The following is a 20,515-nucleotide window of genomic DNA, read 5'->3' on the forward strand; positions in this document are numbered from 1 at the left end:
TGCGCGGTCATAGACTTGATTATCTCGCTGCATCGTTCGCTCACGCGTCGTGAGCAAAGCAACAAGACAGGCCACATGAGCATCAACTCCCACGACCATCCCATCACGCGTCGGCTCGCGCTATCGCTGTTCGCCGCCGTCGTCACCTTGTCGACGACGGCCGCGTCATTCGCGGCGGACGCGGTCGTACTGCGCGTCGGCGACCAGAAAGACGGCAACCGCTCGCTGCTCGAAATCTCCGGCTACGCGAAAGATTTGCCCTACAAGATCGAGTGGTCGGAATTCCCCGCGGCCGCGCCGATCCTGGAAGCACTCAACGCCGGCGCGCTCGACGTCGGCTATACCGGCGATCTCTCCTTCCTCTCGGTTTATGCGGCCGGCGCGCCGATCAAGGCGATCGGCGGCACCAGGTCGGATGCGAAGACGCAAGCCATCCTCGTGCGCCAGGATTCGCCGATCAAGTCGGCGGCCGACCTCAAGGGCAGACGCCTCGCCGGCACGCGCGGCGGCTGGGGCCAGTTCCTGATCGACGCGACGCTGGAGAAGGCTGAGATCAAGCTGGAGGATGCGACTTTCGCGCCGCTCGGTCCTGTCGATGCCAAGATCGCGCTGGTGGCCGGCTCGATCGACGCCTGGGCGGTGTGGGAGCCCTACGTCTCGTTCGCGACGCTGAAGGACAAGGCCCGCGTGATCGCCGACGGCGAAGGCCTGACACCGACCATCACCTTCATCGTCGCCTCCGACAACGCCATCGCCACCAAGCGCGCGGCGGTGCAGGACCTGGTGCAGCGGCTGAACAAGGCGCGGCTGTGGTCGCTGGATCACCTCGGCGAATACGCCAGGAACACGGCCGAGCTGACCAAGCTGCCCGAAGACGTGCTGCTGTCGGCCTACACCGCGCAGCGCACCAGCCCGATCGTGATCGACGAGACCATCGTGAAGGAGGTCCAGGAAGCGTCCGACCGCTCCACGCGCTACGGCATCCTGCCGAAGCCGCTCGATGTGAACAAAGCCGTCGACCGCAGCTTCACGGCCGCGGCCGCCGGATCGAACTAGGCGGAGGCGGCGAGATGCGTGGGCTTCCTCTCAAGGCCGGCCCGCTGCATCTCGCCGTGATCGTGCTCGCGCATCTGGCCTGCATGAGTCTGCTCGTGTGGCTTTCGCTCTAGCCGCGCGAGGCGCTCACCAATATCCGCCGTAATAGCTGCGCGGATAGACCGGGTACGGCCGGTAGTAGTCACCGTAATACGGACGATAAGGCCGATAGTACCGCCGATAGGCGTAGGCAGGCCCATAGCCATAATAGGCCGGCGCATAACCATAGCCGTAACCCGGCCCCGGATATCCATAGCCGCCGTAATACGGGCCGCCGCCATAATAGCCATAGGGTGTGCTGCTCGCGATAGCAGCGCCGATGATCGCACCGGCCGCGAAGCCACCGAGGCCCCATCCCCAACCGCCGCCCCAGCCTCCGCCGCGCCATTGTACTTGGGTGACATCATCGCCCACAGCGGCCTTGATGGTCGCGACATTGGTTGGAAGCGGGGCCGCCGCCACCTGCTCCATTTGACCGGCCATAACCGCGCCCGCCAGCGAACAGGCAATTACCCTTTTCCACATACTCATGGTCTCCCTCCCTGTCTGACGTTTTCACCTGGAAGAGGATCGCCGGCGCATGATCGGTCATCCTTGCGCCAGGTCAAAGCCCCGATTTTTGCGTGCGACGCACAAGAGAGCCGCGCATGCCAGGATTGTGGTCTGCCCGGCGCCGGCACGCCGTGCGGTTATGACACCGGTGCGACGAAGCCCAAGGCCACCTCAAAGGCCACAGACACCGCAAAGCATTAAGCTTCCCGCGCGGTCGCAACCAACAACGACCTTTCCGATTTACTATTCGTACCGCTACTATCGGTTCCAATGGTGCGCGGCCGAAAGCCGTCTCGCGAAGGCCGGGCATGCGCCAGAGTGTGGGAGGATGACATGAGTGCCGTCGGAAATGAGCCGCTTGCCCGTCAGGCGCTAGCGTTCGTCCTCGCCGGCGGGCGCGGCAGCCGGCTTTTGGAGTTGACCGACCGGCGCGCCAAGCCTGCGGTCTATTTCGGCGGCAAATCCCGCATCATCGATTTCGCCCTCTCGAACGCGGTGAACTCAGGCATCCGCCGTATCGCGGTCGCCACCCAGTACAAGGCACACAGCCTGATCCGGCATTTGCAGATGGGCTGGAACTTCTTCCGTCCGGAGCGCAACGAGAGCTTCGACATTCTTCCCGCCAGCCAGCGCGTCTCCGAGAACATGTGGTATGTCGGCACAGCAGATGCGGTGTACCAGAACATCGACATCATCGAGTCCCACAACGCCCGCTTCATCGTGGTGCTCGCCGGCGACCACATCTACAAGATGGATTACGAGGTGATGCTGCGCCAGCACGTTGCGAGCGGCGCCGACGTCACGGTCGGCTGCCTCGAAATGCCGCGCGCGGAATCCTCTGGCTTCGGCATCATGCATATCGACGAGAACGGCTGGATCCAGTCGTTCCTCGAGAAGCCCGCCGATCCGCCGCCGATGCCTGGCAAGCCGGACGTCTCGCTCGCCAGTATGGGCATCTATGTGTTCGATGCGAAATTCCTTTACGAGGAACTCAAGCGCGACGCCGCGGACCCGAACTCGAACCACGATTTCGGCAAGGACATCATTCCCTACATCGTCAAGAACGGCCGCGCGATCGCGCACCAGTTCTCGACCTCCTGCGTTCGCTCCGGCAACAACGGCAGCGCCTATTGGCGCGATGTCGGTACCGTCGACGCCTATTGGGCCGCCAATATCGACCTCACCGATGTGGTGCCGGAACTCGATCTGTTCGACCGCGCCTGGCCGATCTGGTCCTACGCGGAGATCACGCCACCTGCGAAATTCGTCCACGACGAGGAGAGCCGGCGCGGCCAGGCCGTGAGCTCGCTGGTCTCGGGCGGCTGCATCATCTCCGGCGCCTCGCTGCGCCGTTCCCTGCTGTTCACCGGCGTGCGCATCAACTCCTACGCCAATGTCGAAAACGCCGTGATCATGCCCTATGTGAGTGTCGGGCGCGGGGCGCGGTTGAAGAACGTCGTGATCGATCGCGGCGTCGAGATTCCCGAGGGCCTCGTCGTCGGCGAGGATCCGCAATTCGATGCCCAGCGCTTCCGGACCACTGAGACCGGCATTTCGCTCATCACCCAGCCGATGCTCGACAGGCTCAATACATGATGCCTGTTCGCGTCCTCGCGGTCGCCTCCGAAGTCTACCCCATCGTCAAGACCGGCGGCCTCGCCGATGTCGCCGGCGCGCTGCCGCTCGCACTGAAGGCGCACGGCGTAGAGATGCGCACGCTGATGCCGGGCTATCCCGACGTGATACGGCTCGTCTCGGGCACAGAGGAAATCCGGCGCTGGCCGGACTATTTCGGCGGACCAGGCCGGCTGCTCGCCGGCTCCCAGAATGGGCTCGACCTCTTCGTGCTCGACGTGCCGCATCTCTACGCACGGCCGGGCAACCCTTACGTGACAGCCGAGGGCGTCGACTGGCCCGACAATGGCATGCGCTTCGCAGCGCTGTCGCGCGTCGCCGCCGACATCGGCCACGGCCTCGTTCCGGCTTTCGTGCCCGATGTCGTGCACGCCCATGACTGGCAGGCGGGGCTCGCGCCAGCCTATCTGCACTATGACAATCGTCCGCGGCCCGGCACCGTGATGACCATCCACAACATGGCCTATCAGGGCAAGTTCGACCGCGAGCTGATCGGTGCGATCGGCCTGCCCTGGTCCTCCTTCGACGTTCATGGCCTCGAATATTTCGGCGGCATCAGCTTCCTGAAGGCCGGACTGCAATTCGCCGATCGCATCACGACGGTGTCGCCGACCTATGCGCATGAGATCCAGAGCGACGAAGGCGGGATGGGGCTCGGCGGCTTGCTTCGCGAACGCGCGGGCGTGCTGAGCGGCATCCTCAACGGCATCGACATCGAGGTCTGGAATCCGAAAGAGGATCCGCACATCGCCTACCGCTTCGGCGCGGAGGATCTTACGTTTCGCGCGGCGAACAAGGCGGTGCTTCAGAAGCAGTTCAATCTTGCCTCCTCGGACGAGGCGCCGTTGCTCGGCGTCATCAGCCGCCTGTCCTGGCAGAAGGGACTCGATGTCCTGCTCGAGGCCATTCCGACCATTTTGGGCGAAGGCATGCAGCTCGCGCTGCTCGGCAGCGGCGACCGCGATCTCCAGGACCGCTATCAGGCGGTTGCGCGCGCAAATCCCGGCCGCATCGGGGTTGTGATCGGCTACGACGAGATTCTGGCGCATCTGATCCAGGCCGGCTCCGACGCGCTGATCGTGCCGTCGCGGTTCGAGCCATGCGGCCTGACACAGCTCTGCGCGCTGCGCTATGGCGCCGTGCCGATCGTGTCCCGCGTCGGCGGTCTCGAGGATACCATCGTCGATATCGGCGAGGCCGACACGTCGGACCGCGATGCCACCGGCTTCAAGTTCGGCCCCGTGACCGCGGATGCCCTCGCCGGCACGCTGCGCAAGGTCAACACCGCCTTCCACGACAAGCTGACCTGGCGCCGGCTGCAATTGAGTGGACTTGCGACCGACGTCTCCTGGCGCAACCGCGCCGGCGACTATGCCGCGCTCTATCGCGGTCTCATGGCATCCCGCCGGGCCTAGAGCCATTTCCGTTCCGATGGAATCGGAACGGGGCTCTAGATTCTCATTTTGACGCGTTTTCTTTACGCGAACCGGTATCCACTTCGCTCGAAAACGCTCCAGGCACGCCCAGGAGCGAATCCATGCTATAGAGTCGGCATGGAACCATTCGCGATCAAGCTGCTCGGCTTTGCCGCCGCAACCTGCACCACCGTCGCCTATGCGCCGCAGTTCATCAAGGTGTGGAAGACGCGCTCGGCCCGCGACATCTCGCTCGGCATGTTCCTGGTCATGGTGCTGGGCCTGGCGCTCTGGCTCGTCTACGGCCTGCTCAGCGGCGACGCCCCGCTGGTCGCCGCCAACGCCGTCACCATGGTGCTCGCCGGCGGCATTCTGTTCATGAAGCTGAAGTACGGGTGAGCTTGCAGCTGCGTAGGACGGATTAGCGCGTGCCCCCATAAATCCGGAATGTCTGCTTTTACGAAGAGGTCGCCGTTGAACTAACCAAAGCGCGGCCGAACGTACTCGTGGTATTCGGACCCGACGCAGCACGCGCTGCACAAAAAGCTACTCAACGCATTCCCATCGTTGCGCTTGCAGATGACTTGCTCGGCAGCAAGCTCGTCGCCTCCATGTCTCATCCCGACGGCAACACAACCGGTGTCGCCATTTTCGCATTTCAGCTAGATGTAAAGCGGTTGGCGCTGTTACATGAGGCACTCCCCGCAGCTCGAAAAATAGCTGTGTTTGCCGATCACGAGCCAATACGAAACATCGACGCTCTTGAAAGTGCTGCCCGTGCGTTCGGCATCGAGATCGTTCCGTATGTCGCAGGGTCTGAGGGGGAAGTCATTCGGGCGATAGATGCCATGAAGGCGACATCGGTCGAGGCGGTCAATGTCTTGGCGTCACCCTTACTGGGGGGATCTCTCCGTTTGCTAATCCGTGACCGCTTCGATCTGCATCGCCTGCCGGCCATCTTGCAATGGCCTGAAGAGGCTGAGGCAGGCGGCCTGATTGCCTATGGTCCCCGTCTCAGCGTTGTTTTTCGTCAATGCGCTCGTCAGGTCGCGAAGCTCTTGCGAGGCGCCAAAGTGGCGGAAGTACCTGTGGAACAGCCGACTGAAATCGTTCTGGCTATAAACCTTAAGACGGCCAAAGCATTTTGTGATCATTCCGCCAACGCTCCTCAGCGGTGCGGACCAAGTGATCGACTGAGGTCTGGTGTTGGTTCTGAGCTGACATCGCCGCGGTGCTGGCCGACATCCTAGCGTCAGCTTCTGCCAGTTCGCCGTTGTGCTAGAGTTTTGCGGTCAATCCAAGGGGGGGACGGACTTTGGTCGAGCAGCATGTCGAGCGCAGGCTTGCCGCGATCCTGGCCGCCGACGTGGCTGGCTACAGTCGGCTGACAGGGGCTGATGAAGAAGGAACAATTGCAAGGCTACGGACGCTGCGGAAGGAGGTCATCGATCCGGCTGTCTCGACCCATCATGGCCACATCGTCAAAACGACCGGAGACGGAATGTTGGTAGAGTTCGCTTCCCTCGTCGATGCCGTCCGGTGCGCCGTCGAGTTGCAGCGGCAGACGATCGATCGAAATACCGGCATCACTGCCGACAAGCAGATCAGTTTCCGGATCGGCATCAACCTCGGTGACGTCGTGGTCGAACCGGACGGCGATCTGATGGGCGATGGCGTCAATGTGGCTGCCCGCTTGGAGAACTTGGCGCCTCCGGGCAATATCTGTCTGTCCCGCGCGGCCTACGATCAGGTCAAGGGCAAGATTGCAATCGCGATGCACGATTGGGGTCAACAGCGCCTGAAAAACATCGCGGAGCCGGTCCAGGTGTTCATGCTCGATCCGGTCGGCGCGAAGCTGCCGACGCTGGCGAAACCCGGCATGCGATCAATCACAGTGGCCGCATCCGCAATTCTCGCTCTCGTAACCATTGGAGGCGGCGGGGCGTGGTATCTGTTAGGTGGCACGGGCGTCACATCGCGGGTAATCCAGGCCCCGAATACAGTGCCACTCAGGACGGCACCGCGCTTATCGATTGTCGTGCTTCCCTTTACCAACATGAGCGGAGATCCTCGGCAGGATTACTTTGCCGATGCGGTCGCCGACAGCCTGACCACAGATCTCTCCCGGATTCAGGGCAGCTTTGTTATCGCGCGCAATACGGCGTTCACCTACAAGAGCCGGGCGATAGAAGTCCGCCAGATCGGACGTGAACTCGGTGTTCGCTACGCACTCGAAGGCAGCGTGCAGCGCGCCGGTGATCAGGTTCGGGTCAACGCGCAGCTCATCGATACCGAAACTGGGGGCTATGTCTGGTCCGACCGCTTCGATCGTCCGCGCAGCAACTATCTGGAATTGCAGGATGATATAACCGGCCGGATTGCACGCATGCTGGGATTGGAACTGGTCGTCCTCGCGGCCAGGAGCATCGAACTGGAGCACCAGACCAATCCGACCGCGTCGGACCTTGCCTTGCAGGGATGGGCCGCGGTGTACAAGCCGACGACGCCCGAGACGCGAGAGGAAGCGCGGCATCTGTTTGAGCGGGCGCTTGAGCTTGATCCCCACACGTTACGGGCATTGACAGGCCTTTCCCTGACGCTCGCCAATCTGGTCATCAATGGACAATCGAGCAACGCGGCCGAGGATTTGCGGCGTGCCGACGTGCTCTCGCAGCAAGCAATCACGCTCGATCCGAACAGCTCAGTTGCCCATGCGCAACGCGCCCGAGTTCTGCAGGCACACGGGCGGCAGCAGGAGGCCGCCGAAGAGTACAGGATCTCGCTGCAACTTAACGGCAATCTACCGGCGCCGACGCTTTTTCTTGGCGAAACATTGGTATTCACCGGGAAATCCGTGGATGCAATTCCGCTGTTCGAACGCGCCATTGAACTCAGTCCCCGCGACCCCGGCCTAGGTACGTGGCAGTTTGAAATGGGCCGCGCGATGATCCTGCTCAGGCGCGATGACGATGCGCTGGCCTGGCTGAGCAAGTCGGTCGCGACCAATTCGAGACTGGCGTATGGCCAGCTTTATTACGCCGCGATCATGGCTATTAGAGGTGACCTTTACGCTGCTCGCGCGGCACTTGCGTCGGCGGGTCGCCTGAATCCAAATTACACGACACTCGCGAAATTTCGGGCCACCGATCTATCGGACGATCCCACCTATGTGGAGCAGCGCGTGTACGTGGAGAACGCGTTGCACAAGGCGGGACTGCCGGAGCAGTGACTTCCGATTTTTCCGGCTATAACTGGCAGAGGTCGCGCTTTGAGCTAGAGGAGGCAAATATGAAGCGATCAATCGCCTTGTCCGCGTCGCTAATTGTTGACTTCTCGATAGGAAGCATGGAGGCGTGAGTGCCGCAACTTACTGCCAATACGTTGGCTATCCCGCCAATTGTGTCGTTCGGCCCGGCGTCATTGTCGCGCCAATCCATGATGCTCGCGGACCGCCACCGTCGACTGATCCCCGCCCGAGCGGCGTGATAAGGCAGGACTTGTTCGAAAGGAACAATCCGAACAACCTGCGATCGGATTGGCCCAGTCCACCCGCTCAACCGGCCCAGTTCTAAAATTACGCGGCACGGTCGTGGCTGTGGAGTAGAAGTAGCAGAACCAAATTCGCGGGCATTTCCCAAACCGCTTCGTCCGAGTTTGGGCCCTGAGCTGACATCGCCGCAGCGCCGGCCGATGCCGCCCTTTGAATCATTCTGATCTTATCGCAAGCACTCGAAGCTGAGCATCTATGCGCTGCGCTGCGAATGGCTGCGCCGCGCGGCCCCGGCCGCGACGCACGGAGGCCTTTCGCCATGATAGGATAACGCACGGTCCACCCAGGCTGTCCGAGAGCAAGTCAAGCCCGGGCCGTTGAGCGAGACTATCTTTGTCTTAAATTCCTCTGCCTCAAGAAGGGAGGACACTCTATGCCGAGAAAAGAGATTCTCGACCAGATCCAGAAGTATATCCACCCATTCCGTATCTCCAGCGGCAAGGGCTTTCAGCTGAAGGACTTCGACCCCGGCGACACGCGCGGTCTAAACATGGAAAAGGGCGAAGCTGCTGACCTTCTTCAACGGGGCACCCGGTGGCTCGCAGAAGAACAGGACATGCTTTATGCCCAGGACCGTTGGTCGCTGCTGCTCGTGTTCCAAGCCATGGATGCGGCTGGCAAGGACAGCACGATCAAACACGTCATGACGGGGGTGAATCCGCAGGGCTGCCAGGTCTTTTCGTTCAAGCCGCCCTCACAGGAGGATCTCGCACATGACTTCATGTGGCGCTACGTCTCGCGTCTGCCCGAACGTGGGCGGATCGGAATCTTCAATCGTTCCTATTACGAGGAGGTCCTCGTTGTGCGCGTTCACGAGGAAATCTTGAAGCAGCAGAGACTCCCGCCGCCGTTCGTGAGCTCCCGGATCTGGGACGAACGGCTGGCAGACATCGCGCACTTCGAGGATTACCTCACCCGGCAGGGCACAGTCATTCTCAAGTTCTTCCTGCATGTCTCGCGCGAAGAGCAGAAGAAGCGCTTCATGAAGCGCCTCGACAACCCCGGAAAGAACTGGAAGTTCTCGGCATCGGACGTGCGCGAGCGCAAGTACTGGCTCGACTTCATGGACTCGTATGAAGGGGCGATCGCAGCCACTGCATCCGAGCACGCGCCGTGGTACGTGGTGCCGGCCGACAACCGATGGTTCACCCGCCTAGTCGTCGCAGCGGCAATCGTGGAGGCCGTAGAGAAGCTCGACCTTGCGTATCCGAAGGTGAGCCCGGAGCAGAAGAAGGAGCTGGCAGCGGCTCGTGCGGAACTTGCGCGAGAAGCTTAGCTCCCGTAGCCCGAACACTCGAAGGTCGGCGCAATCGGCGCAGCAACAAAAATCACGCCGCGGGTGACGCTCCGCGGCGCATTTCTGTCGGCCGCGGCGCCAAGCCGCGGCAAGAGATCGAAGCACGCGCACGCCTGCGAAAAGGAACCGCTCACGCGCCTGCTTCCGCGGCGACAACAAACTTTCGCAACGAGCTCGACGAGCGAATGACAAGCTTTTCTGCCTCGACCACGAGGAAGAACAGCAATCCGCCGGCAAGGAGCCAGGGCCACACCCAAAGCGGGATGGATTCGTTGCCGAACATCGCCTGGACCGGTGGTGCGTAGGTGAAAATCAGTTGCAAGATCACGACGGCAATGATGCCGAGCGGCAAGTACGCGTTGCCTATGTGCGCCTTCAGGGAGAGCGACGAATCGAGCAGGTAGCGGCTATTGAGCAGATAGAACACCTGGCCAATCGTGATGGCATTGACGGCTACCGTTCGGGCAAGCCCATCCGAGGCGCCTTGCGCCTTCATCCAGAAGAACGCCAACAAGGTGTAAGCAAGCAGCGCCAAGCCGACAAAGATGATCCGCCAGATCCCGAAGCCGGTCACGATGGGGCGGTCTACTGCGCGCGGGGGCCGATCCATCACATCGATCTCGTGCGGCTCAAAGGAGATGACCAGGCCGAGCGCGACCGACGTGACCATATTGACCCAGAGCACTTGCGGGGCCGTGATCGGCATCGTGAACCCTGCAAAGATTGCCACCGCAATGACCAGCGCCTGCGCGACGTTGGTCGGCAGGATGAATAGCATCGCCTTCTCGATGTTGTTGTAGACGGTGCGCCCTTCCTTCACCGCCGCCGAGATCGAGGCGAAGTTATCGTCGGCCAGGATCATTTCAGCCGCTTCCTTCGTGACCTCGGTGCCTTTGATACCCATCGCGACCCCGATGTCGGCTTTCTTGAGAGCGGGCGCGTCGTTCACCCCATCGCCTGTCATCGCCACGATTTGATTGTTGGCCTGGATCGCTTTCACCAGGCGCAGCTTGTGTTCGGGGCTGGCGCGCGCGAAAACGTCAACCGCGCGAACGCGTTCCTGCAGCGTCGCGGCGTCCATGTCCTCGATTTCGGCGCCGGTGATCGCGGTCTTTCCGTCACCAAGCCCAAGCATCTTGGCGATGGCCGCGGCGGTGATCTTGTGATCGCCGGTGATCATGGTGACGCGGATGCCACCACCGTGGCACTCCTTCACGGCTTCGATGGCCTCTTTGCGCGGCGGATCCAGCAGGCCGATCAGACCAAGCAAGACAAGCGTCCTTGGCAGGTCAGCCGCGGTGAGACCGCCAGCCTTCACCTTCGGGTTCTGGAGCCACGCGAACGCCAGCACACGTTCGCCTTGGGCCGCAAGCCTGTCCGATTGTTTCAAGAAGTGCTCGCGATCGAGCGGACTCGACTGGCCGTCGGCGGTCTGCTGGCGATCGCAGTGCTCAAAGATGACTTCCGGGGCGCCCTTGACGAGCAGGACTTGCTCCCCGTTCGCATCTCTTTGGAGCGTCGCCATGAACTTGTGCTCGGATTCGAACGGAATGGCGTCGATACGCGGAGATGCTGTCTGCTCGAGCTGCCGATCCATACCGAGCTTGGCTGCGAACGGATAAAGCGCGCCCTCGGTCGGATCGCCCTCAACCTTCCAGGTGCCCTCCTGCTGGAACAGCTCTGCGTCGTTGCAGAGCAAGGAGACTCGCCCCATCAGCGCGAGTACCGGGTCCTTGCCCGCGGGCTGTCCGTCCTTTTTGATTTCCCCCTCGGGAGAATAGCCGTCGCCGGTGACCTGATACGCCGACTCAGCCGTGACGGCGGACACCACCATCATCTCCATGAGCGTCAGCGTGCCCGTCTTGTCCGAGCAGATCCGCGACACCGAGCCGAGCGTTTCGACTGCGGGCAACCGCCGGATAATCGCGTTACGCTGGGCCATGCGCTGGACGCCGATGGCCAGGGTGATCGTGATAAGTGCGGGTAGTCCTTCCGGGATGAGCGATACGGCGATGCCGACGACTGCCTGGAAGAGCTCCACAAAGTCGATCCCCTTCACCCACTTGCCGTAGGCAAAGACCAGAACGCTGATCACCCCGATTACCGCACTGATGGTGTAGCCAAACTTCTTGATCTGGCGCAGCAGCGGAGTCTCGAGCGGGCTCACGTCGGCGAGCAACTGGTTGATACGGCCGAGTTCCGTCTCAGTACCGGTCGCGACGACCAATCCGGTCGCGCGACCCGATACAACCATGGTGCCGGAAAATGCCATGTTTGCGCGGTCGCCAACCGTCGCGTTCGCAGGCACCGGCTCGACGCTTTTTTCTGCCGGCACCGATTCACCTGTGAGGGCCGCCTCTTCAGTTCGCAAGTTCTTTGTCTCGAACAGTCGCAGATCCGCAGGAATCTTGTCTCCCGACTCCAGGAGCACGACGTCCCCCGGAACGAGATCCTCCGCGGGAATCATGCGGGTCTCCCCACCGCGTACCGTCCGTGCCTCCGCGGTCAGCATATTGCGGATGGAATCCAGCGCCTTCTCGGCCTTGCCCTCCTGAATGAACCCGAGAAGCGCGTTGAGAACGACCACGCCAAAGATGATGGCCGCGTCGACCCACAGGTTCAACATCAGCTTGGTGAACCCTGCAGCGAGCAGCACGTAGACCAGGATGTTGTTGAACTGTGAGAGAAGCCTCGCAAACCAACCGCGCTTCCTGCCTTCGGGCAGGCGGTTCTGACCGTATTTCTGAAGTCGGACAGCGGCCTCAGCCGGAGCAAGCCCGTTCTCGTAGCTGGTAGCATGTCGCTCCACGACCTCATGTTGAGGTAGTGCGTGCCAGCGCGCCACCTCATTGGTCGTGTTCGCATTCGCTGCTGCGCTCATGCTATTTTGCCTACCGGCCGACGTCTAAGACTGGTCAAGCCCGCTTACGGCGTTGACGTCTGACAGTTCTTTCGAAGCTCCCGATGACATCGGTTGTGAGCCGCAAGGCCCTTGATCTGAATCAAGGAACTTAGGCCCCTAGGAAAACTGGTTTCAATCCGGAGAATCCCTCACTCAACTTGGAGCTTCGCAGTATGGTTTGACGAGAGAAACCCCGATGCCGAGATAGCGCTCCGTGCTTTCGATCTTGGTGTGGCCGAGCAAGAGCTGCGCGGCTCGCAAATTCCCCGTGTCACGGATCAGTGTTTCGATCAGGAGCCGGGTTCGGATCGGCCAGAATTGGTTTGGCCGCGACGGAGGTTTGGCTCCGATCAGCTTGCCCTTGTTCCAGGGTTCGCGGCATGGCCGGTCAATCGGCGCCATGATGGAATTTTGCCGCTGTTTTGCCCGACGTGTCAAATGTCTTCAGGACGGCGCTTGAGCAAGCTAGCCTGCCGGGGCGATTTTGCTAAGCTTTTCTACTTTGCATGGGGTTGTTTTCGAGATTTTGCGTTTGCCCGGTCTCGCCCGCAACAAGCAACATCAGCCGCCGAACACATACGACGCCATCGCAACGCTCGCGACCTCGTCGACGAAGACGCGATGGCCGACGTCGCTGCCGGCGGCACCGGCGGCCACCATCAGAGGCAGCAGATGATCCTCGCGGGGATGGGCAAGGCGCGCGCTGGGTGCGTTCTCCCAGTCCACCAGCATCGCGTTACGGCGCGCCGCATCCGGATTGCTGATCGCCTCGTTCAGATAGGCCTCAAAATCATACGAGACCGGCTTGGACTCCGCCCGGCCGAAGCCGCGCATGTTGTGATAGGTCAGACCGCTGCCGATGATCAGGATGCCTTCGTCGCGGAGCGAGGCGATCGCCTGCCCGGCCCTGATGTGCTCGGCCGCATCATAGGTCGACTTCAACGACAGCAGCACAATCGGCATGTCCGCGTTCGGATACATCAGGCCGAGCGGCACGAAGGTGCCGTGATCGAATCCCTGGTTGGCATCCTCTCGGCAATCGAGGCCTGCGCGCGCGAGCAGCGTCTTCACCTCCGCGGCGAGCTCGGGCTTGCCCGGCGCCGGATATTTGAGGTGATAGGTATGCTCGGGGAAGCCGTAATAGTCGTACACCATCGGCGGATGCGCCGAGGTGGACACTGTGAAGGCGTCGGCTTCCCAATGTCCGGTGATGACGAGCACGGCCTTCGGCCTCGCCGGCAGAAGCTGCGGCAGCCGGCCGAACTCCTCGGCAGTCTTCGCATACTGCACCCGCCTGTCCTCTATGAAGGGCCAGGGGCCGCCGCCATGCGACAGGAACAGGGTCGGAAATCGCGTCATGGGCGAAGGCTCGTCTCGTTGGCAACATGCGCGTGCGAGCTGCCCGCGCGACAGGCGGCGAGCATAGGCAAACCGGTATGGTTAGCAAGTCGTTAACGATTTGCCGCCCAGAATCCCCGGCGTGGCCGAAGGAATAGGCCAGAAGACAAGGACGGAATATGAAGAAGTTTGCGCTGGGGGATGTCGTCAACAGTGACAAGGGCCGCCGCGGCGTCATCCGCGCCGCCTTCAGGTCGAGGGAAGGCCAACAGTTCTACGCCGTCGAGAAGGACGGAGCGGTGGACTATCTGGAGGAAGGCCGCCTCACCCCGGCGCCGCGCGTCGAGCTCGCGGCCTGATCCAACTCATCCTGCTCTAGCGCGCGAGGCGATCGAGACGGTCCGACCAGGGGTCGTCTCCGCTCGCGATGCGATCATTCGTGATCAGCAAAAGACGATCGCCTCCTGCCGCTGCGTCCCAGCGCGGCAGGTCGGCACCGTTGGGATCGCCGCTCTTCGCGAAGTTGATCCAGTAGGTGCGCATCCGGTTTGCGACCTCGCGATCGCGCCGTGAAAACATGCCCGCACCCGGCACGCCTTCCGCGCCGAAGATGAACTGCAACTCGCGCCCGTGACCGCCATCGGGATTCGCGCGCTGCGCCTCCGGCACATAGGCGAAGCGATAGCGAAAGGTCGGCGCGCCGCTTGCGGCATGCAGGCGAGCCAGCAACCTCACCGGCTCGGAGAAAACCTCGTCGGTGTAGAAGCGCGCCGCAAGTTCGGAAGGTGTGGTGAGACCGGGGTAGAGCTTGCGCAGCTCATCGAGCGTGCCGCCTGACGATGCTAGCTGCTCCTTGATATCGAGGTCACTGTCAAACCGCGTCTCGTCATCATTCGAGCCGATGATGAGGGGAATGCGACTTTCATGTCCCGCCGCGAACCCCGCGGCGTGACCTTCGGCAATCAGGCTTCCATCGATCGCCGGGGCGAAGCTGTGCGAGGATTTTGCCAGCAATCGCTTTTCAGCGGCCAGCAGTTGCGCCGGTGAGGCCGTGCGCAAATCAGTCTCCTGCCCGAGTGCCGCTACGAATTCCCGGCCTGCGGCTTCCGCCTCCTGCGCCGGACGCAGTCGCGCGCGGCCCGGCACCGATTGCAGAATGGCTTTCTGAAACAGATCGCGCGACTGCGTACACAGCATCAGGAGCGCGATTGAGGTCGCGCCTGCACCGCTGCCAAACAAGGTGACGTTGTTCGGATCGCCGGCGAAGGCCGCGATGTTGTCGTGCACCCAATGCAGCGCTGCAATCTGGTCCATCAGGCCGTAATTGCCAGAGCTGCCTTCCGACAGCGTGGGATGGGTGAGCCAGCCGAGTGCGCCGAGACGATAATTGACGCTGACCACGATGAGGCCGGCCTGTGCGAGCTTTGCACCGTCGAACAACGGATCATTCGCTGTGCCGCTGACGAAGGCTCCGCCGTGGATGAACACCATCACCGGCAGCGGGCCATCGACGCCGAAGGGACGGAATACGTTCAGCGTGAGGCAATCCTCGCTCGCGCCGGGCAACGACGGCTGAAGGCACGGCGCCGCGTAGTCGTAAGCGGTCCGCATCTCCGAACTCTCGGGCGTCGCCTGTGGTGGACGCCACCGCAGCGGGCCCACCGGCGGCGTTGCGTAAGCAAGTCCCCTGAACGAGGCCACCTCGCCTTCGACGGCGCCGAGCATCTGTCCTTCACGCGTCACCGCAAATGGAAATTGTCCGACCGCCTGGGCTACGGCCATATCGGCGCAACCGAGGAACGCGGAAGCGGCAAGAAGCGCAAGCAGGGACCGCATCTTCAGGGGATCTCGATGCGCTGAAGGGTTCCCTGCAGGTTACGTCCGCGGCCGGCAGCGAAGCAAGCTCCGCGACGGACGGTTAGCTGCTCTTGTAGCTGCTCTTGCCGGCGATCTCTGCGAGCGCACGGCGGGCGACAATGCCAAGTTCGCCCAGCGTGGCGTGACCGGATTGCGCCGCTTCGATCAGGCGCTCGGCGATGAATCTGCGGCTGTCGTGATCACCGCCGTGAGGCAATTCGCGGCACGTCTCCTCAAGGACGACGTCCATGTTGGCTTTGGTCCGTTCACTCAACTCTGTCATGACATCCGGTGGGCAACGCGTGGCACGGAACCGTAGCATACACAGACACATCGAGCCTGATTAGCCCGGAGAATCACGGCCATTGTGCATCGCGATAGGTGTACGCCCGCAACCTTCGCGCCGCCACGATGTCGGCGCAAACGACTACCGAAGATTGCACTTGTCCTGATGACAAGCCCGCCCCCCGGCGATAGCCTGCCGGCACAACAAAATACACGGGAGGAATGCCATGCCTGACGCAACGGTCGCCGCACGTGAGTCCAAAGCGGCGAGTGGAAAAGCCCAACAAGTCGACGTTGCCGTCGTCGGCGCCGGATTTGCCGGTCTCTATCTTCTCCATCGCCTGCGCAAGGCCGGGCTCACGACAGTCGCTCTCGAAGAGGCCGGCGATGTCGGTGGCACCTGGTACTGGAACCGTTATCCCGGCGCCCGCTGCGATATCCAGACCATCGATTACAGCTACACATTCGATCCGGAACTCGACAAGACCTGGACCTGGTCGGAGAAATACGCGACCCAGCCCGAGATCCTGCGCTATCTCGGCTTCGTCGCCGATCGCTACGATCTGCGCCGCGACATTCGCTTCAACACCAAGGTCACGGAAGCCAAGTGGGACGAGGCGACAGAGCGCTGGCAACTCACCACCGACAACGGCGATCCCGTCTCCTGCCGCTACTACATCATGGCGACCGGCTGTCTCTCCGCGCCAAAGCCGCCGGAGATCGATGGCGTCAACGAGTTTAAGGGCGAGGTCTATTTCACCGGCCGCTGGCCGCATGACGGCGTCAATCTCGCCGACAAGCGCGTCGCCGTGATCGGCACCGGCTCGTCGGGCATTCAATCGATCCCGCTGATTGCCGAACAAGCCGCACATCTGACCGTGTTCCAGCGCACGCCGAATTTCGCGCTGCCTGCGCATAATGGTCCCTCGCCGTCCGATCGCATGAGCTTTTTCCAGGACGACCGTGCGGCCTATCGCGAGCAGGCGCGGCAATCGATGGCCGGCGTGCCCTATCCGCAGCAGATGGCCGTGAGCTGGCAATTGAGCGACGCCGAGCGCCGCGCACGCTTTGAAGAGGGTTGGGGTAAGGGCGATCTCGTCTACATCCTCACGCAGCTCTGGGCCGACCAGGCCGTCGACTTCGACGGCAACAAGCTGATCTGCGACCTCATCCGCGAGAAGATCTCGGCGGCCGTGAAGGATCCGGAGACGGCGGCGGCGCTGATGCCGCATGACCATCCTTTCGGTGCAAAACGTCCCTGCCTCGATACCAATTATTACGCCACCTACAACCGGCCCAACGTCACGCTGGTCAATCTGCGCCAGGAGCCGATCAAGGCGATCACAGCAAGCGGCATCTCGACAGACAAGCGCACCTTCGATGTCGACGTCATCGTGTTCGCGACCGGCTTCGACGCCATGACCGGCGCGATCCGGGCCGTGCATCCGATCACCGGGCGCAGCGGCAAGTCGCTCACCGATGTCTGGGCGCACGGGCCGCAGACCTACCTCGGTCTCACGGTCGAAGGCTTCCCCAACTTCTTCATGGTTACCGGTCCCGGGAGCCCGTCCGTGCTGTCGAATATGGCGGTGTCGATCGAGCAGCATGTCGACTGGGTGGTCGACCGCCTCGCCGAGCTGCGCGACGCCGGCTTCACCACGATCGAACCGACCGAGACAGCACAGGCCGGCTGGGGCCAGCACATGGCCGACTGTTCGATGCTGACGCTGCACCGGCTCGCCAACACCTGGTACACGGGCGCCAATGTGCCGGGTAAGGTGCAAGGCCTGATGCCCTATACCGGCGGCGTCGGCCCCTATCGCAGCATCTGCGACGACGTCGTCAGCCGCGGCATGCTAGGCTTCAAGCTCACCGGCCCCAACGTCGCAGCGCAGTGCAACGATGGCGAGGTGGTGCGCCTGCAGCCGGACGTGCGGCTGGTGCTGAACCTGCTTGCATCGCTGAATCTGCCACCGATCGAGTCGATGGGCGCGATCGGCGCGCGCGCCTTCGTCAACGAGTTCAACAAGGGCCGGCCCGCGGGACGGCCGATCGGCGACATCGTCGATGGCACCCTGCCCGGCCCCGACGGACCTCTGCCGTACCGTGTGTACCGGCCGGCAGCGCCCGGACCGCATCCTGTCGTGGTCTACTTCCACGGCGGCGGCTGGGTGCTCGGTGACGAACAGTCGGACGAGCCGTTCTGCCGCGACATGGTGCGGCGGACCGGCATGATCTTCGTCAGCGTCGGCTATCGCCATGCGCCCGAGCATCGCTTCCCGGCCGCAGCCGAAGACGGCTATGCAGCGACTCGCTGGATCGCGGAGCACGTCGCCGAACTCGGCGGCAAACTCGGTCCGGTGCTGGTCGCGGGCTGGAGCGCCGGCGGCAACATAGCCGCCGTTACCTGCCAGCTTGCGCGCGATCGCGGCGGGCCTGAGATCGCCGGCCAGCTCCTGGTGTGTCCGGTCACCGACTGCACCTACGATCGCCCGTCTTACAACGACAATGCGACCGGCTACTTCCTGACGCGCTCGCTGATGTACTGGTTCTGGGACCTTTACTGCTCGCCGGCCGACCGCACTGATCCGCGCGTCTCGCCGCTACGCGGCAAGGTCGCGGGTCTGCCGCCGGCCTTCGTCGTCACCTGCGAGTTCGATCCGTTGCGTGACGAGGGCGTCGCCTATGCCGAGGCGATGGCTGCTGCCGGGGTCCCGGTCGAGCAGCTCAAGGCGCGCGGCCATTTCCACTCGTCCTTTGCGATGGTGGACGTCGTGATCACCGGTGTGTCTGGACGGGTGAAGATGGCCGAGGCCTTGCGGGGCTTCGCCGGGCTTCCTCCGCAGGTCAGGCGCGGCGATGAGAACAGCCACGGTCAAACCAGCCCGGGGCAAAAGATCGCGGCGGCCGCGAGCTAACCGCAGGCGGCCGGGAACCTTTTCCCGGCTGCCGCGTTGAGTGCTTGAGATGCAGCGACAGTTGTAGACCCCGGCACGCAGGTCCGCGTGCCGGGGTATTGTTTGCGTGAGGCAGGACGATGGGGGATGTGTCAGTTGCGGATTCAAAGGTCAATTTTGGTGCGCTCGCGGCCCTGCACAAATGGCCGTCGCTTGCAAACCAGCGAAGGCCGCAGAGAGCGTCTTATCAGGTGAGCGAAGGCACTCTCGATGAGTGCATCTCCGCTTTCATGGGGAAGCCGGCGGCGACGCGGCATCTCTATGAGATCCACACGACGGCGCAGCCGCCGCTGGTCACGGATATCCTCTCGCCCGAGCACGTCACCGAACTATCGCGGCTGAGAGAGTTTCTCTGACTGCGTGTGGTTGCTCCGGCTGCACGCTCGCGGCAAGCTTTTCGCGAGGCTAGGAACCTTCTTCCGGTTCTTCCCGTTAACCGGGATCGGAAGCCAAGGCGTGAGTCCTTTCGATGCTTGAAGCCGGAGCCCCTTCCCCGATCGTGCCCTATGGCGCAGATCAGACCCTGTTCGTGGTGATCGACCGCCGCGACGACGCTACTGAAATCCGGATCGAGCGCAGCGACCTCGAAGCCACGATCGGCGAACTCGTCGCCGGCTGCTTCAACGACCCCATCAAGGTGATATCGTTCAACACGCTCGAACATTGGATGAAGGACATTTCGACCGATGTCGCCGGTGAAATCCGGACGCGCTGCGACATAGACGGCGTGACGCTGCCCGATTATCTCAGCGATTTCGTCGAGAGCCACACCTGAGCGGATTAGGCGCGCCGGTACTTGCCGGCGATGACTTCGATCTCGCGGCGGCGTTCGCCGGCGAAGGTCAGGAGCTTTTCGATCGTCAGCGTATCCGTGATCCGTTTGGCAAGCCGCTCGGCGCGTGCGGCCTGATCTTCGAGATACTGGATCGTGTTCAAGCGCCGCCTCCCCGAAAGGCCCCGAATTGAAGCCCCGATGTGTTCGGGCATCCATGGTGCGCCAGAGCGACTAACAGCCGGTTAAGCGCGGCGCCTCAATTCGAAGAACCGCAGACTATTGGACGACGTCGAGCCTGACATTGGCGACGCCCTTGTCGACCATGCCGAGCTCCGCGGCCGCGGAAGGAGAGATGTCGACGACGCGTCCGCGAACATAGGGCCCGCGATCGTTGACCCTGACTGTCACGAAGCGGCCGGAGGAGACATCAGTGACCCGCAGCTTTGTGCCGAACGGCAGGGTGGGATGGGCCGCGGTCAATTCGTTCTTGTCGAACTTCTCGCCGCTCGCGGTCTTCGTATCCGAGTAGAAGCTGGCAACGCCATTTGCAGCGGCTTGCCTTGCGTCTCCGGCACGATGAGCGACACGCACACGGTTGTTCGGCCGCGGGTGCAGGTGCGCTACTCGGTGGGGCCGCTGCACGGCGGCCTGCCGGCTTGTGACGGCGAGATCGGCCCTCTGGCGGCCGACCGGCGATTGCGCGCACGCGGCGAGCGAAGCGGCACCGATGATGGCAAGCAGCAATCGGCTCAGGGTTGCGAGGGAAATCCAGGCACTTTCGGTATGCGTAATGTGAGACATGGTACGCCCCTCCGAACAACCCTGAGTTTCGGTGGTTAATCGGGGCAGAACCTTGT

The 20,515-nt window shown here is 62.5% G+C and carries 18 protein-coding genes and 1 pseudogene; 11 read left to right on the plus strand and 8 right to left on the minus strand.

What is annotated here, in order from left to right; genetic code table 11:
- Positions 1–75: 75 nt before the first annotated feature.
- On the plus strand, positions 76–1,056 hold the full coding sequence (locus AC629_RS12620; RefSeq protein WP_084805144.1) for an ABC transporter substrate-binding protein: 981 nt from the start codon (positions 76–78) through the stop codon (positions 1,054–1,056).
- A 126-nt stretch (positions 1,057–1,182) separates the two neighbouring features.
- Here AC629_RS12620 and AC629_RS12625 read toward each other — a convergent pair whose 3' ends face one another.
- Positions 1,183–1,626, minus strand: a complete 444-nt coding sequence (locus AC629_RS12625) for a hypothetical protein (RefSeq protein WP_084805071.1) — start codon at positions 1,624–1,626, stop codon at positions 1,183–1,185.
- Positions 1,627–1,980: 354 nt separating this feature from the next.
- Between AC629_RS12625 and glgC the strand changes: the two genes are divergently transcribed.
- From glgC to AC629_RS12660, 6 genes are all read left to right on the plus strand, one after another.
- Positions 1,981–3,243 (plus strand): glucose-1-phosphate adenylyltransferase, encoded by a 1,263-nt coding sequence (gene glgC / locus AC629_RS12630; protein WP_084805072.1) that lies wholly within the window; start codon positions 1,981–1,983, stop codon positions 3,241–3,243.
- The gene (gene glgA / locus AC629_RS12635; RefSeq protein ID WP_084805073.1) at positions 3,240–4,697 is read left to right on the plus strand and encodes a glycogen synthase GlgA; all 1,458 of its coding nucleotides are present in this window, start codon (positions 3,240–3,242) and stop codon (positions 4,695–4,697) included. The genes glgC and glgA overlap by 4 nt, the downstream gene beginning before the upstream one ends.
- A gap of 138 nt (positions 4,698–4,835) precedes the next feature.
- Entirely contained in the window at positions 4,836–5,096 is a 261-nt protein-coding gene (locus tag AC629_RS12640) for a SemiSWEET transporter (protein ID WP_084805074.1), read from the plus strand.
- Positions 5,097–5,203: 107 nt separating this feature from the next.
- Positions 5,204–5,947 (plus strand): ABC transporter substrate-binding protein, encoded by a 744-nt coding sequence (locus AC629_RS12645; RefSeq protein ID WP_245331829.1) that lies wholly within the window; start codon positions 5,204–5,206, stop codon positions 5,945–5,947.
- Between the two features lie 65 nt (positions 5,948–6,012).
- On the plus strand, positions 6,013–7,926 hold the full coding sequence (locus AC629_RS12650) for an adenylate/guanylate cyclase domain-containing protein (RefSeq protein WP_084805075.1): 1,914 nt from the start codon (positions 6,013–6,015) through the stop codon (positions 7,924–7,926).
- A 694-nt stretch (positions 7,927–8,620) separates the two neighbouring features.
- Positions 8,621–9,523, plus strand: a complete 903-nt coding sequence (locus tag AC629_RS12660) for a polyphosphate kinase 2 family protein (protein ID WP_084805077.1) — start codon at positions 8,621–8,623, stop codon at positions 9,521–9,523.
- Between the two features lie 151 nt (positions 9,524–9,674).
- On the opposite strand, the gene AC629_RS12665 is transcribed toward AC629_RS12660, so the two are convergent.
- From AC629_RS12665 to AC629_RS12675, 3 genes and pseudogenes are all read right to left on the minus strand, one after another.
- A complete protein-coding gene (locus tag AC629_RS12665; RefSeq protein WP_084805078.1) occupies positions 9,675–12,425 on the minus strand; it encodes an HAD-IC family P-type ATPase in 2,751 nt (916 codons plus the stop codon).
- Between the two features lie 174 nt (positions 12,426–12,599).
- Positions 12,600–12,728, minus strand: a pseudogene (locus AC629_RS50150) (tyrosine-type recombinase/integrase); the annotation flags it as partial.
- 279 nt (positions 12,729–13,007) lie between these two features.
- The gene (locus AC629_RS12675; RefSeq protein WP_084805080.1) at positions 13,008–13,805 is read right to left on the minus strand and encodes a DODA-type extradiol aromatic ring-opening family dioxygenase; all 798 of its coding nucleotides are present in this window, start codon (positions 13,803–13,805) and stop codon (positions 13,008–13,010) included.
- 158 nt (positions 13,806–13,963) lie between these two features.
- Between AC629_RS12675 and AC629_RS12680 the strand changes: the two genes are divergently transcribed.
- Complete coding sequence (locus tag AC629_RS12680) at positions 13,964–14,143, plus strand: hypothetical protein (RefSeq protein ID WP_084805081.1); 180 nt, start codon at positions 13,964–13,966, stop codon at positions 14,141–14,143.
- A 16-nt stretch (positions 14,144–14,159) separates the two neighbouring features.
- Here the strand turns inward: AC629_RS12680 and AC629_RS12685 are convergent, their stop codons facing one another.
- Entirely contained in the window at positions 14,160–15,620 is a 1,461-nt protein-coding gene (locus AC629_RS12685; protein ID WP_084805082.1) for a carboxylesterase/lipase family protein, read from the minus strand.
- Between the two features lie 82 nt (positions 15,621–15,702).
- On the minus strand, positions 15,703–15,924 hold the full coding sequence (locus tag AC629_RS12690) for a hypothetical protein (RefSeq protein ID WP_245331830.1): 222 nt from the start codon (positions 15,922–15,924) through the stop codon (positions 15,703–15,705).
- A gap of 229 nt (positions 15,925–16,153) precedes the next feature.
- Between AC629_RS12690 and AC629_RS12695 the strand changes: the two genes are divergently transcribed.
- The 3 genes from AC629_RS12695 to AC629_RS12705 all read left to right on the plus strand — a co-directional run bounded on the left by AC629_RS12695 (position 16,154) and on the right by AC629_RS12705 (position 19,658).
- The gene (locus tag AC629_RS12695; RefSeq protein ID WP_084805084.1) at positions 16,154–18,844 is read left to right on the plus strand and encodes a flavin-containing monooxygenase; all 2,691 of its coding nucleotides are present in this window, start codon (positions 16,154–16,156) and stop codon (positions 18,842–18,844) included.
- 119 nt (positions 18,845–18,963) lie between these two features.
- Positions 18,964–19,239: a hypothetical protein gene (locus AC629_RS50155; RefSeq protein WP_084805085.1), complete on the plus strand. Its 276-nt coding sequence runs from the start codon at positions 18,964–18,966 to the stop codon at positions 19,237–19,239.
- 113 nt (positions 19,240–19,352) lie between these two features.
- The gene (locus tag AC629_RS12705; protein WP_084805086.1) at positions 19,353–19,658 is read left to right on the plus strand and encodes a hypothetical protein; all 306 of its coding nucleotides are present in this window, start codon (positions 19,353–19,355) and stop codon (positions 19,656–19,658) included.
- Between the two features lie 5 nt (positions 19,659–19,663).
- On the opposite strand, the gene AC629_RS46725 is transcribed toward AC629_RS12705, so the two are convergent.
- Together AC629_RS46725 and AC629_RS12710 are read right to left on the minus strand one after the other, a co-directional pair.
- Positions 19,664–19,819, minus strand: coding sequence for a hypothetical protein (locus AC629_RS46725; protein ID WP_014493103.1), 156 nt, complete (start codon positions 19,817–19,819; stop codon positions 19,664–19,666).
- Positions 19,820–19,934: 115 nt separating this feature from the next.
- Complete coding sequence (locus tag AC629_RS12710; RefSeq protein ID WP_084805087.1) at positions 19,935–20,459, minus strand: septal ring lytic transglycosylase RlpA family protein; 525 nt, start codon at positions 20,457–20,459, stop codon at positions 19,935–19,937.
- Positions 20,460–20,515 lie beyond the last annotated feature (56 nt).

It is taken from the genome of Bradyrhizobium sp. NAS80.1 (genome assembly GCF_001908205.1).
In the GTDB taxonomy this organism is placed as follows: Bacteria; Pseudomonadota; Alphaproteobacteria; order Rhizobiales; family Xanthobacteraceae; genus Bradyrhizobium.